The 13,698-nt window shown below is 65.9% G+C and carries 11 protein-coding genes; 5 read left to right on the top strand and 6 right to left on the bottom strand.

Going from position 1 to position 13,698, the window contains the following annotated elements; translation table 11 throughout:
• The first annotated feature begins 100 nt into the window (after positions 1–100).
• The 3 genes from ACYQR9_RS05970 to ACYQR9_RS05960 all read left to right on the top strand — a co-directional run bounded on the left by ACYQR9_RS05970 (position 101) and on the right by ACYQR9_RS05960 (position 3,041).
• Positions 101–355: a DUF6894 family protein gene (locus tag ACYQR9_RS05970; RefSeq protein WP_461221483.1), complete on the top strand. Its 255-nt coding sequence runs from the start codon at positions 101–103 to the stop codon at positions 353–355.
• Between the two features lie 146 nt (positions 356–501).
• Positions 502–2,133: an alpha-D-glucose phosphate-specific phosphoglucomutase gene (locus tag ACYQR9_RS05965; RefSeq protein ID WP_461229017.1), complete on the top strand. Its 1,632-nt coding sequence runs from the start codon at positions 502–504 to the stop codon at positions 2,131–2,133.
• 137 nt (positions 2,134–2,270) lie between these two features.
• A complete protein-coding gene (locus ACYQR9_RS05960) occupies positions 2,271–3,041 on the top strand; it encodes an SDR family NAD(P)-dependent oxidoreductase (RefSeq protein WP_461229016.1) in 771 nt (256 codons plus the stop codon).
• Positions 3,042–3,152: 111 nt separating this feature from the next.
• On the opposite strand, the gene ACYQR9_RS05955 is transcribed toward ACYQR9_RS05960, so the two are convergent.
• The 4 genes from ACYQR9_RS05955 to ACYQR9_RS05940 all read right to left on the bottom strand — a co-directional run bounded on the left by ACYQR9_RS05955 (position 3,153) and on the right by ACYQR9_RS05940 (position 7,467).
• Entirely contained in the window at positions 3,153–3,461 is a 309-nt protein-coding gene (locus ACYQR9_RS05955) for a cupin domain-containing protein (protein ID WP_461229015.1), read from the bottom strand.
• Between the two features lie 69 nt (positions 3,462–3,530).
• The gene (locus ACYQR9_RS05950; protein ID WP_461229014.1) at positions 3,531–5,081 is read right to left on the bottom strand and encodes a GMC family oxidoreductase; all 1,551 of its coding nucleotides are present in this window, start codon (positions 5,079–5,081) and stop codon (positions 3,531–3,533) included.
• The gene (locus ACYQR9_RS05945; RefSeq protein ID WP_461229013.1) at positions 5,078–6,568 is read right to left on the bottom strand and encodes an alpha/beta hydrolase; all 1,491 of its coding nucleotides are present in this window, start codon (positions 6,566–6,568) and stop codon (positions 5,078–5,080) included. The genes ACYQR9_RS05950 and ACYQR9_RS05945 overlap by 4 nt, the downstream gene beginning before the upstream one ends.
• 38 nt (positions 6,569–6,606) lie before the next feature.
• Positions 6,607–7,467, bottom strand: coding sequence for a bestrophin-like domain (locus ACYQR9_RS05940; RefSeq protein ID WP_461229012.1), 861 nt, complete (start codon positions 7,465–7,467; stop codon positions 6,607–6,609).
• Positions 7,468–7,772: 305 nt separating this feature from the next.
• On the opposite strand from ACYQR9_RS05940, the gene ACYQR9_RS05935 reads away from it, so the two are divergent.
• Positions 7,773–8,882: a sensor histidine kinase gene (locus tag ACYQR9_RS05935; protein ID WP_056454422.1), complete on the top strand. Its 1,110-nt coding sequence runs from the start codon at positions 7,773–7,775 to the stop codon at positions 8,880–8,882.
• On the top strand, positions 8,879–9,331 hold the full coding sequence (locus tag ACYQR9_RS05930) for a response regulator (RefSeq protein ID WP_207410901.1): 453 nt from the start codon (positions 8,879–8,881) through the stop codon (positions 9,329–9,331). Before ACYQR9_RS05935 ends, ACYQR9_RS05930 begins: the two co-directional genes overlap by 4 nt.
• A 48-nt stretch (positions 9,332–9,379) precedes the next feature.
• Here the strand turns inward: ACYQR9_RS05930 and ACYQR9_RS05925 are convergent, their stop codons facing one another.
• A complete protein-coding gene (locus ACYQR9_RS05925) occupies positions 9,380–12,133 on the bottom strand; it encodes a PAS domain-containing protein (RefSeq protein WP_461229011.1) in 2,754 nt (917 codons plus the stop codon).
• 236 nt (positions 12,134–12,369) lie between these two features.
• The gene (gene glnT, locus ACYQR9_RS05920) at positions 12,370–13,668 is read right to left on the bottom strand and encodes a type III glutamate--ammonia ligase (RefSeq protein ID WP_207410899.1); all 1,299 of its coding nucleotides are present in this window, start codon (positions 13,666–13,668) and stop codon (positions 12,370–12,372) included.
• Positions 13,669–13,698 lie beyond the last annotated feature (30 nt).

The following is a 13,698-nucleotide window of genomic DNA, read 5'->3' as shown; positions in this document are numbered from 1 at the left end:
TTGCCTGCGGTTTCCTGCCTGCGGTTTCCTGCCCGATCTCCCTTGCGGCAGCCGCATGGCACACCCAGTCTAGGCTTGGCCGTTACGGTAGGAGACCGGCATGCCGCGATACTTTCTGAACCTGCGCGATCGCGACGGGCTCCATCTCGACCCGGACGGAGACGAGTTCGGCGGCCTGGACGACCTGCGCGACGAGGTCATGATCGGCGTCAAGCAGATCGTCGCCAACGCCCTCGTCAGCGGCTCCACCCTGAGCGACGCTCTGGATCGCTCGTTCGAAATCATCGACGAAGCGGGCGAAACCGTCCTGACGGTCCCGTTCTCCGAAGGTGTCGCGACGAACACCACGCGATGACGCGACGGGACGTCGCCCGCCTTCGTGGCAAAGGAGGCGCGACGAGACGATTCCGAAGAAAGTTTCCGTCTCGACCCATTCAGGGTGGTTGACCGGAACGGACGAGCCGTTGTGTTGTCCCCGCCGACAACGAGGGGCTTTCGCGGATGACTTCGAGGCACGTGCCGACTTCGCCATTCTCTGACCAGAAGCCCGGGACGTCGGGCCTTCGCAAGAAGGTCCCGGTCTTCCAGCAGCCCCGCTACGTCGAGAATTTCGTCCAATCCATCTTCGACATCATCCCCGACCGCGAGGGCGCGACCCTGGTGGTGGGCGGCGATGGCCGCTTCTTCAACCGCGAGGTGGTGCAGACGACCCTCAAGCTCGCCGCCGCCAACGGCTTCGCCCGGGTCCTCGTCGGCCAGGGTGGTCTCCTCTCCACACCGGCGGCCTCCTGCGTCATCCGCAAGCACGGCGCGATCGGCGGCATCGTCCTGTCGGCGAGCCACAATCCCGGCGGACCGGACGGAGATTTCGGGATCAAGTTCAACGCCGCCAATGGCGGTCCGGCCCCGGAATCCGTCACCGCCGCCATTTACGAGCGCACGAAGGCGATCACCCAGTATCGCATCGCCGACGTGCCGGATCTCGACCTCGACATTGTGGGCGAGGCTCGGATCGACGGCATGGTCGTGTCCGTCATCGACCCGGTGGCCGATTACGCGGCCCTGATGCAGGAACTCGTCGATTTCGATGCGATCCGCCGCCTGTTCGCCTCCGGCTTCCGCATGCGGTTCGATGCCATGAGCGCGGTGACCGGCCCCTACGCCACCGCAATCCTGGAAGGCGCCCTCGGTGCCCCTCCCGGCACGGTGGTGAACGGCACGCCGGAGGAAGATTTCGGCGGCCACCACCCCGACCCCAACCCGGTCCATGCCCACGAGCTCTACGAGTTGATGCTGAGCGCGGACGCGCCGGATTTCGGCGCGGCCTCGGACGGGGACGGCGACCGCAACATGATCGTTGCGCCCGGCCTCTTCGTCACCCCGAGCGATAGCCTGGCGATTCTTTCCGCCCATGCCCATCGCGCGCCGGGCTACGCCTCCGGCTTGGCAGGCATCGCCCGCTCGATGCCCACGAGCCGTGCCGCCGACCGGGTCGCCGCGTCGCTCGGCATTCCCGCCTACGAGACGCCGACGGGGTGGAAGTTCTTCGGCACCCTGCTCGATGCCGGCCTCATCACCCTCTGCGGCGAGGAGAGCGCCGGCACCGGCTCGAGCCACGTCCGCGAGAAGGACGGGCTCTGGGCCGTGCTGCTGTGGCTGAACATCCTGGCGGCGACGGGCAAGCGCGCCGATGCCATCGTGCGCGAGCATTGGGCCTCGTTCGGCCGCGATTACTACACCCGCCACGATTACGAGGAGATCGAGTCCGAGAGCGCCAACCGCCTCATGGAGGGGTTGCGCGCGCAGGTCGCGAGCCTGCCCGGCCGCCGGATCGGCGATCTCACCGTCTCCACGGCGGACGATTTTCGCTATGTCGACCCGGTCGACGGCTCCGTGACGGCGCAGCAGGGCATCCGCATCAGCTTCGCGGAGGATGCGCGCGTGGTCTACCGCCTCTCCGGCACCGGCACGGCTGGGGCGACGCTGAGGGTCTATATCGAGCGCTACGAGAGCGACCCGGACCGGCTCGACCTGGCGCCGGATGCCGTCCTCGCCCCTGTCGTCCAGGCGGCGCGCGACATCGCCGACATCGCCGGTATCACGGGGCGCAGCGAGCCGAGCGTCATCACCTGAGCCCGGGGAGGGACGCCCCTCCCCGCCGATGCCGCATCCCGGGAACCGCGTTTTCCTCGGCCCATTGTCCTGAAGATCACGGGTGATCGCCGGCCACGCAATGGCCGCGCACCCCTTCTCGCACGGATGGGACAGACATGAAGTTGCAGGGCAAACGCGCTCTGATCACCGGGGCGGATTCCGGTATCGGACAGGCTGCGGCCGAGTTGTTCGCGCGCGAAGGCGCGGACGTGGCGATCACCTACAACACCGATGCGGACGGCGCGCGGGAGACCGCGCGCCGGGTCGAAGCCGCCGGGCGCAGATGCCTGGTGATCCAGGACGATGTCGGCGACCCGGCCTCCGTCGAGGCGACCTTCGCCAAGGTGGCGGCCGAGTTCGGCGTTCTCGACATCCTCGTCAACAATGCCGGTCAGGCCATGAGCGGCATGCCGGTGGCCGAGATGGACGACGGCAAGCTCGAACAGATCCTGCGGGTCAACCTGATGGGGCCGGTCTTCTGCGCCCGCGCCTTCATCAAGGTCCGGCGGGCCAATGGCGGGCGGGGTAAGATCGTCATCGTCTCGTCGGTGGCCCAGCACCTGCCGACGCCGGAAAGCGCGCCCTACGGCATGTCGAAGGCCGGTGTCGGCTCACTCTGCCGGAGCCTGTCGCGCGAGCTCGCCGAGGACAAGATCAACGTCAACAACGTCGCCCCCGGCCTGATCGAGACACCGATGACCAGCGACCGGTTCGAGAACCCCGAGAAGCTCGAAGCCTCCCTGGAACGCATCCCGTGGCACCGCGCCGGCCAGCCCGACGAGATCGCCAAGGCGATCCTCTACCTCGCCTCGGACGACGCCGATTACGTCACCGGCCATACCCTCGTGGTGGATGGCGGCCTGACCATGCAATGGGGCGGCGCGTAGGGCGGGCTTCTCTTCGGGAACAGAATGTCGAAAAGGGCCGGATCGCGATCGATCCGGCCCTTCTCATGTCTGGTCTCACGTCGCCGCCTTGGGTGCGGCGGGTATGACAATCTACGCGGCCGGCGGAGCGGTGGCCTCGACCGCCGTGAACTCTTCGAGGATCGTGTAGGTGTGCTCGGCCTCGGCCGGGACGAGCCAGGAATCGCCCGGCTCCAGGGTCACCGTCTCGCCGCCGACCGTGAGTTCGGCGCGGCCGGAAATGACGTATCCCACCGTCTCGTAGGGCCGGCTGGCGCTCGGCTTGTCGTCCGTCGGCGGCTCGTGACGCCACATCCGCATGGCGACCCGCTCACCCTTGGCGAGACCGATTTCGCCATGCGCATCCGCGCGGGCATCCGTCGTGGAAATCTTCGTGGTCATGGCGCTTGAAACCTCGTCGCGTTGCGGTGAATCCAACCGGGGCATGGCGGTGGCGTTCCTGATGAATCGTCAGGAGGGATGCCCGAGGAACGCCTCGGCCGAGCGGAGGGCCAGCGCCATGATGGTCAGGGCCGGGTTGGCGGCCAGGGAACTCGGGAAGGTCGATCCGTCGCTGATCCAGAGGTTCGGAATCTCGAAGCTCCGGCCATGGGGATCGACCACGGCGCTGTCGCCATCCATGCCCATCCGGCAGGTGCCGATCGTGTGCGCGACGCGCTCCAGCACCCAGATGTCGGTGGCGCCGGCGGCTTCCCAGATCGCCTTCATGGTCCGCGTCGCATGGGCGTTCAGCCGATCCTCGTTGGAGGAATAGCCGAAATCGATCTGCGCCTTGCGCATCCCGAACGCGTCCACCTCGTCGGCGAGGACCAGCACGTTGGCGTCGCAGGGCAGGGTCTCACCGTTGATCCCGATGCCCGCCATGTGGTTGTAACGATTGAGATGTTCGGTCAGCGCCCGCCCCCACAGGCCGCGCCCCCGCGCCACCGAGTTGCCCCAGGTGACCGGCAGGACGCCGAGACTCTGCATCAGGTAGCCGCCCGCGAAATCTGCATCATCGGGCCGGACCATGTCCTCGCTGATGAGCGACGAGGGATAGCCCCGGTTCATCCGCATCTCGGCCTCGAACGTCCCCCAGACCTGGGTCGCCACATGGCCCATATAGTTGCGGCCGACCTGGCCGCTGCCGTTGGCGAGCCCGAGATGCAGGAGGAGCCGGGGCGTCTCCACGGCCCCGGCGCAGAGGTAGACCGCCGCGCAACGCTGCCGATGATCGATGCCGCCATGCCGGTAGATCACCGACGTGATCCGGCCCTCGCGGTCGCGCTCGAGCCCGTGCACGCGACAATCGGGGCGGATTTCCGCGCCATTGGAGACCGCATGCGGCAGGTAGGTCACATCCATGCTGGTCTTGGCGCCGGTGCGACAGCCCTGGTGGCAGTAGCCGCAACTGATGCAGCCCCGGCGCAGACCGCCGCCCTCCTGGGAGAAGTCGCGCGAGACGACGGCGGCAGGCGAGTCGGCGGTTCGAATGCCGAGCCGGTCGCAGGCTTGGCCCATCACCTGCGCCGGCGCGTTGTGCGGGACCGGTGAGAGAGGATAGCGCCGGCCGGGATCCCAGGGGTACTGGGAGGAGCCGGACACGCCGATAAACGCCTCGACGCGCTCATAGAATGGTAGCAGGTCGTCGTAATCGAGCGGCCAATCCACGCCCATCCCGGTCTCGGAGTGAAGACGCAGGTCGCGCTCGTCGGCGCGCGGCGTGAAAGCCCCCCAATGCAGGGTGGAGCCACCAACCCCGGTCCCGCTGTTGTTGGCGCCGAAGGCCTCCGGTGTCGAACCGCCGCTGAGGCGTTCCTCGGTCCAGTAGATCTCATCCGCGAGCGTTTCGTCGAACGCGAACTGGGTGGGATCGAAGTTCGGTCCCGCCTCCAGGGCGACGACCGTGAGCCCTGCCGCTGCGAGACGGGCGAGCACGGGCGCGCCGCCCGCCCCCGTGCCGATGACGACCACATCGACGATGTCATCGGTTGCGTAGCGACGCATCGCATCGAGCTTCACAGACCGATCTCCCCGCCGGTCTTACCCAGGGCGGCAGATTCCCATGGTTCAGGGTCACCGATCCCCACCCGCACGAAGCCGGGCATACGATCGGTGTCGTCGCCACCCGCGCCGATCCCGCCGAAGCCGATCCGCGCGAGGCTGGCGGGATGGGCCAGATAGATCCGTACCGCGTCACTGCGCAGATCCTCGAACCACAGGCTCATTCTTTCGGCGTCGAACCCCTGCCTCGGCCCTTCGGGCGAGAGCCGCTCGCCGGCTGAGGCCGCGTGCAGGAGGGCGTCCTGATCGGCCCCGCCGAGGGACAGGAAGCCCGTCTCGTGGACGGATCTCGCGGCGGCATCGAGCGTGCTCAGCGCGACACGGTAAGCCTCGCCGTCCTCCGGCAGCTTGGCGAAGCGCCAACCATCCCCGGTTCCAGCAGCGAGCCGGGCCTCGATCCGTGCAGCGATGTCGATCCGGCCGGCATCGCCCTGCGGGAGCACCCGGTCGAGGACGGCGCGAAGGAGGGCGAGTTCCATGGGGTCGAACCATGTGGACCGGCACTCCGAAGCATCGGGCTCGGCGCGGGCGATGAGCGCCGCCCTCAGACGGCTGTTCACCCGATTGGAATCGATCAGCGCGCGGTAGGGCTGCGGCACCTCCGGTGAGATAGACCGTCGCGCCGCCCCCTCCGCGACGAGATCTGTAATGAGCTCGGCCACCGCCTCCGGTCGCTCCAGGGGCAGGAGATGTCCTGCACCGTCGAGGGCAACGAGGCGGCCGGATGCCAAGTGAGGAAGCGTCAGGGCCTCCTGCGCTGTAGCGCCGAGATCGGCATCCTCGGTTCCGCCGACGACCACGGCCGGTATGCGCAGGATGCCGATCCGGCGGCGCCAATCCTCGCGGGAGCCATCGCGAAGCCATGCCGTCCAGGCGGCGGGAGCGGCACGCAGCACATCCTCGATCGCCCGGGTTCGACGCGGTTCGTCGAGGCGCGCACCGGTGTTCTGGTCGATGAACTCGCCTGCCTTGCGCCGGCGGGTCTCCGCATCCGCGGAAATCCAGCCCAACATCTCCTGCCGCTTGTCGTCGGACATCGGCTCTGGACTCGGTGGCGAACCGCCGAGCAGGACCAGCCCGGCGAGCCCCGCCAGATCCGGCGCCCCGTCCTCGGCGCGCCGGGCGATAGCCAGTGCCACCTTGGCACCCATGCTATGGCCGGCGAGATACCATCGTTCCCCGGGATCGGCGGCCGTAATGCGGGCAGCCACATAATCCGCCATCGCATCCACCGTGTAGCCCGGGACGGCAGCCGCATCTCCGAACCCCGGCAGGTCGAGCGCGACCAGACGAACGACGCCATTGAGACAGGCTGCGACCGGCTCCCATTCCCGCGCGCTTCCGCCGAGGAAATGCAGGCAGACCAACGTGGATGGGCCGCCGGTACCCAGGCCCGCGATGGCCGGGGCAGCGGCGGTGGTATTGGAAGCGGGACGATTTGGCATCAGCCCGAACTCGGGCGCGTGCCCTCCCGATCAAGGGCTTAATCCCCCACCGGGCTTGCGGCATGGCGTCCGTCCACTCCGATCCGCATCGTGAGCGTCAGGGGGGCCGACCCCTCTCTCAATCCCGATCTCAGTTCGAGGAAAAGGTCCTCCGAGATGGAATCGTAGCCATAATACGGCCAGTCGATGGCGACGATCATCGTCATGGCCAGAGCGATGGAGAAGGAGAGGAGGCAGCTCATCAACAGATGAGCCGCGAAATTTTCGACACCGAACAGGACGGCGAAAGCGATCATTGAGATCGAGCCGAGAAGCACGACGGCCCAGACGATCCGGTCGACGCCATTGATGGCCAGATCGCTTCGTCCGCGATGGAGATCGTAGAGATCGTCGATGTGCTTGCGAAAGTCCTTCACCGTGAGAACGTCCGCCAGATCCTTCAGCGGCAGCGCTGCAGCATCGAGCCATAGGCGGTGGAGCACCCGAGTTGCTGCGACGGGCCGCTCCGCCCGTCTCATCTGGGGCCACTCCTCCTCGATCACCACCTGAACGTCAGTCGCCAGATGAGCACGGATGGCAGCACGGTTCGGTTCGGGAAGGGTCGTCACCTCCCGCGCCAGTCTCGCGACTTTATCCGCCTCCTCGAAAACGAGGGTTTCGGCACGGTCCTTCCGCGTCATGACGGTGATCGCCAGGGAAGAGATCGAGATCGCGTAGATGACACCGACGACGGCGATGAAGAAGCCGGCGATATCGTTGTGGGACCGCCGACGATCCTTCTTCCAAACCCTGTCGACCATCAGGAGGACCAACACCGTGCCACCCACGGAGATGAAGCTGATGATGCAGGCCATCTGCCAGATCGGCGCGCCATAGAGGAAATTGACGAAATCCATCATGCTCCGAGCCTGCGGTCTCGCATCGGCACGACGTCGCCCTGGCAAAGTGACATTCCGGCAAGTTCCGGCTTCGGCAGAGGCTCAAACGGGGGCTCACCTGCCCAAGCGCACATTGACTGTGCAACCGAATGCGGTTGGGCGGAACAAACCCTCGCTCCTCGCACTTTCGCCTGTCGTCCCTTGAGGTTTTCGAGGATTCAAGGATTTCGAGGATAGCCGGATACCCCTCGCCGGACCATGGCGAACCCGTTAAGATCTTGCGGCGCACCATCGGGTGTTGCCAATCTTCGCAGAGAGCCCGCTCCGTGCCGACCCGGCCGCCCTTCCTGTCCTCCGCCGAAGCATCGACATCCCTGCCGACGTTGCGCCGCGGCTCGCAGCTGCACGAGACCGAGCGCCGTCTGAACGCGGTGCTGAACAATGCGTCGGTGGCCATCTTCCTGATGGATGACAGGCAGCACTGCGTCTACATGAACCGCGCCGCCGAACTGCTCACCGGCTTCACCGTCGGGGAAGTGCTCGCGCGCGATTGCCCGCTTCACGACATCGTCCACCACACCTATCCCGACGGTCGCCCGTTCCCGCTGGAGGAATGCGCCATCGACCGTGCCTTCCCGGAGAACAACCAGGAGCGCGGCGAAGAGGTGTTCGTCCACAAGGACGGTCATTTCTACCCAGTCGGGTTCACCGCGAGCCCGATCCGTGACGACGCCGCCAAAATCATCGGAACGATCATCGAGGTCCGCGACATCACCGAAGAAAAGGCGGCAGCCGAGCGGCAGAGGCTGCTGACCAACGAGCTGAACCACCGGGTGAAGAACACACTGGCCACCGTCCAGTCCATCGCGGCGCAGACCTTCCGCGCCATTTCCGACCAGCCGGCCCGCGCCGTATTCGACGCTCGTGTCACGGCCTTGTCGAACGCTCACAACGTCCTGACCGAATCCAACTGGGAGAGCGCCAGCCTCATCGGCGTCGTCGAGCGGGCGATCGCGCCCCACGCGGTGGCGGAGGCCGACGCGAACCGGTTCCAGATCACCGGCCCGGATACCCGTCTTCATCCAAAGGTAGCCGTGACGCTGGCCATGGCGTTGCACGAACTGATGACGAACGCCGCCAAGTTCGGTGCTCTTTCCGTGCCCGAGGGCAGGGTCACCGTCGTTTGGACGCTGAAACCCGATGGGGCGCGCGAACGCCTTTCCCTCACCTGGACGGAGACGGGTGGCCCGGAAGTGGCTCCCCCGACGCGCAGGGGTTTCGGTTCCCGTCTTGTCGAGCGACAATTGCCCTTGGAGTTCGACGGCAACGCCGCGATCGATTTCGCGCCAACCGGGGTTGTCTGTCGCCTCGATATCCCCCTGACGGCCTTGGGCTGGCATGGGCAGGAGATCGTGACGGGGCGACCGGGCTCATGAGCATGCTCGAGGGGCGCCGCGTCCTGCTGGTGGAAGACGAAAGCCTGGTGGCGATGCTCGCCGAGGACATGCTGCTCGATCTCGGCTGCGAGGTCGTGATCGCCATGCGCCTCGAACAGGCATTGAGGAACCTGCAAGCGGAGACATTCGATCTCGCTGTCTTGGACGTGAATCTCGGTGACGCGCGCAGTTATCCCGTAGCCGACAAGCTGTTCGAGCGCTGCATCCCATTCCTCTTCGCCACAGGCTACGGGGCGGCCGGTGTCGAGCCCGCCTATCGCACCGTCCCGGTGATGCAGAAGCCCTACCAGAAGGACGACCTGGAGACGCTGTTGCAGCATCTCCTGACCTGCGAGACGTCGCAGCGGAAGACCGAAGCCGGATCGTTCGGTTGCAGTTGCACGCCCCACTCGAATGGGGCGGGGCGCAATCAAATCCGGGCAGACTGACCCCCGGTTCCAACCTCCCAGCGCGCGTCGGTGCGCGATGCCGGCCGCCTAGTGGAAATCGGGCGGGGTATCGACGGCTTGCAAACCCTTCAATGAAGCTTCGAGCGTGCAGACCACGCCGGACATGCGGTAATCGAGGGAAACCTCACCGCCGAAATTGCCGGCCAAGCCGCGCGATATCAGCCGCGTGCCGAACCCCGTCCGCGTCGGCGGCTGCACGGGAGGCCCGCCGGCTTCGACCCAGCGCAGCAGCACCCGGTCGCTGCCGTCGCTCTCATGCGGGCGGATCTCCCAGAGGATGGTGATGCTTCCCTTCGCGGCGGAGAGCGCGCCGTATTTGGCTGCGTTCGTCGCGAGTTCGTGGAGGATGAGAGCGAGCGACATCGCGGCCTTGGCGCCGACATTCAGCGCGGGCCCACGAACGGCGAACCGGTCCGGCTTGTCCTTGTGAGGCTCCAGCGTGCTCTCGATCAGCGTCTTGAGGGGCGTATCGCCGAGCGAGCCGCCGAGGAGCAGGTCGTGGGATTTGCCGAGAGCGATCAGACGACCCGCCAGCACGTCCTTCGCGGTGGCGATGTCGGTGGCGTTGCGCATGGTCTGCGTGGCGATGGATTGCACCATCGCCAGCATGTTCTTCATGCGATGGCTGAGTTCGAGGTTGAGCACGCGCTGCTGCGCTTCCGCCTCGATCCGCGCGATCGCAGCGCGGGTCCGGTCGGCGACGTTGCGGACGAAACCGATTTCCTCGGTCGTCCAGGCATGGGGCACGTCCTTGGCCGCGTACAGCAAGGCCATGAAACGTCCGTGCTCCATGACGGGCAAGTTCAAGAGCGATCGGATGCTAATGGGGATGAGCGAGGCTGCATCCGCCACCGTTCGCGGATCTGAGGTGACATCCTCAATCAGGACTGTCCCGCCGGTTTTCAGCTCATCGATGTACGAGCCGTATTCCCGGAAGTGATGAAGTCCGTCGATACGGGGAATATCCTGGGCGGACCAGCCCCGGCCGATGAGGATGGTCTCGCGATCCTGGTCCACCGCGCCGTAGCCGGCATGGGACAGTCCGAGGGTACGGCCAACGATCTCGGCCGCGGTGAAGGAGATCGTGACAGGATCGCTCAGATGGCGAAGGCGGTCACCGAGTTCCGCGATGGCGAGGCGGCGGGTCTCGTTCTGTGCGCGTTCGGTGACATCGAGAAAGAGACAACTGAAGCGCTGGTCGCTCTCATGGCCAGCTCGAACCTCGAAGCTGCGGTCGAGAGCGGCGACCGTGATCTCGAACAGGGTTGGCTCGCCCGTATCGACGACGGTCGCATAGCGGTCGATCACCCATTGCTCGATATCGGGCACGAGTTCGCGGATGGTCCGGCCGACACTGTCGTCGGGAAGGCCCGATTGCCGAGCGAAAGCCTGGTTGATCTCCAGGAATCGGTAATCCAGCGGCCGTCCCGCCGCGTCGCGGATGAGCTCGGCAAGAAAGAAGCCTTCCTGCATGCTGGTGAACAGGCCGCGCCAGCGTGCCTCGCTGGCGCTGATCAGCTGCTCGGCATTCTTCTGGACGGTGATGTCGCGCGAGACCGACAGCAAACGCTCCGGCTGCCCTTCGGCGTCGAGGATTGGCGTAACCTGCACATCCCACCACCGGAGATTTCCCGCCATGGTGTTGGCGAGGCCCTGGAAATGGCCCGTGCGCCCGGCCTTGGCGGCAGCGACAGCCTCCCGAGCCTGGATGTGACCTTGATCTTGCCAGAAATCGGGCCAGGGACAGTTCTTGATCGCGTTGAAGTCGCTGACTTCCATCACGCGCATCCCGCCTTCGCTCATGAAGGTGAGCCTCGTGTCGAGGTCCAGCACCTTGATGCAATCGGCCGAAGAGGCCAGGACGCTGCGCATGAACTCGGCGTCGTTGTGCTGCTTCTGGCTCGCGAGACGCTGTTCCGTGCGATCCCGCAGGATCTTGATGAAGCCCTCGGGATTCCCGTCTTCGTTCCTCAGCGGCATCATCTCGCCGAGGCCCCAGAACAGGGACCCATCCTTCCGCTTGTGCCAGCGCTCGTCGCTGGCCCGGCCATGCATCAGCGCCGCGCCCATCTCCTGCTCGGGCAAGCCGTTCTCGACGTCCTCCACTGTGAAGAAGACATGGGCGTACTCGCCGCACATCTCCGCCTCGGTCCAGCCGAGGACGCGCTCCGCCCCGGTGTTCCAGCTCGTGACCTGGCCGGACAGGTCCATCGAGATGATGCCGTAATCGACAGCGCTCTCCAGGATCGCCTTGTTGAGCCGGTCGCTCTCGCGCCGGTCCTGTAGGGCCCGCCGTAGATCGAGGAGGGCCATCACCTGCTTGGCCAGCGTGCGCAGGATGAGCATCTGCGCTGGGGTGAGGCTGTTCGGCTTGGTGTCGAGGACGCACAGCGTTCCGAGGGTCACGCCGTCCGCCGTCTGCAGCGGTACGCCAGCATAGAAGCGAACGTGCGAATCGCCGGTAACAAGCGGGTTCGTGGCGGTCCGCTCGTCGCCGGTCGTGTCGGAAATCTCGAACACCGCGTCCTGTTCACGGACGGCATAGCGGCAGATCGAGGAAGAGATCGGAGTCTCCCTCTGGCCGAAACCGGTCTCGGCCTTGAACCATTGCCGTTCGCCATCGAGCAGGGAAATCAACGAGATCGGCACATTGCAGGCCGCCGACGCCGCTTTCACGATATCGTCGAAATCAGCCTCGGCCTCGGTATCGAGGATGCCATAGCGTGCGAGGGCCGCACGACGGTGGGCCTCGATGCCCGCACTGTTGTCGTCGTGGTCCACAGAGCTTTCCTGCCCGCATTCGTCTTATTCGGACCGAAAAGCCGAGATCCGCCGGTTCATGCGCCGAAATTCCAAGACGGGCAACCGGCTGCGATATGTCCCTCACCATGCTTATCATCAAGAGCGATCCAGGTCGAAAGCGGCGCAGGACGGCCGCTCTCGGACGACGGTTGGGTCGAGGAGCGAAACGACACCTCGCACTCATGGGCTCCCGGAAACCGGCCGGGAGCCTTCCGTCAACAGTCGAGCGTGGTGTCGCGCTCCCACTGCGTCAGATGGCGCGAATAGGCGTTCCATTCCTCGGTCTTGAGCTTGAGATAGCTGGGCACGAAGCTGCCGAGGGATTGAGCGAGGACGTCCGACTGTTCGAGCGCCCGCATGGCGTCGAGCATGTTGAGCGGCAGGCGCTTGACGCCCTCGACCATGTGACCGTCCGTGTACATGTTGATGTCGAGCCGCTTGCCCGGATCGCGCCGGTTGCGCAGGCCATCGAGGCCGGCAGCGAGGAGACCTGCCTGGAGCAGGTAAGGGTTCGCGGCGCCGTCGGCGAGACGGAACTCGAAGCGCCCGCCATCGGGGATGCGGATCATGTGGGTGCGGTTGTTACCCGTATAGGTCACCGTATTGGGGGCCCAGGTCGCGCCGGATGTGGTGCGCGGGGCGTTGATGCGCTTGTAGGAATTGACGCAAGGGTTGGTGATGGCAGCGAGCGCATCGGCCGAGTGAATCAGGCCGCCGATGAAGTGGTAGCCCTCCCGCGACATCCCGATCTCGTCCGACGGATCGGAGAATACGTTGCGCTCCCCGTTCCACAGTGAGACGTGGGCGTGGCAGCCGGAGCCGGTCAGGTCCATGAAGGGCTTGGGCATGAAGGTCGCCCGAAGTCCGTGCTTCTCGGCGATCGAGCGGGTCATGTACTTGAAGAAAGCGTGCCGGTCGGCCGTGATGAGGGCGTCGTCGTAGTCCCAGTTCATCTCGAACTGGCCGTTCGCGTCCTCATGGTCGTTCTGGTACGGCTTCCACCCGAGGGTCAGCATCGCATCGCAGATCTCGGTGATCACGTCGTAGCGGCGCATGAGGGCCGACTGGTCGTAACAGGGCTTCATCTGCCGGTCGGCCATATCGGCGGGTTCGGAACCGTCGGGCGTGATCAGGAAGAACTCGCACTCGACGCCGGTCTTCATCTGAAGGCCGTCCCGCGCCGCGTCCTTGATGAGACGCTTGAGGATGTTGCGCGGCCCCTGCTCCACGGGCTTGCCACCCATGACGAGATCGGCGGGCAACCAGCCGACCTCCGGCTTCCAGGGTAACTGGATCAGGCCCGCCGCATCGGGGACGGCCAGGAGGTCGGCATCGGCCGGGCTCATGTCGAGCCATGTGGCGAAGCCTGCGAACCCCGCGCCGTTCCGACAGGTGCTGGCGATGGCGGCGGCCGGGACGAGCTTGGCGCGCTGGGTTCCGAACAGGTCCGTGTAGGATACGAGGAAATACTTGATGCCACGCTCTTTTGCGACGGCTTCGAGATCCGGGGTCATGGCGTCACCCTGCGTTGCGTCGTGCGGCCG

This window comes from Methylobacterium sp. CM6241, from assembly GCF_054817845.1.
The sequence above is the reverse complement of the archived record's forward strand: the minus strand, read 5'-3'. Positions and strand labels throughout refer to the sequence as shown.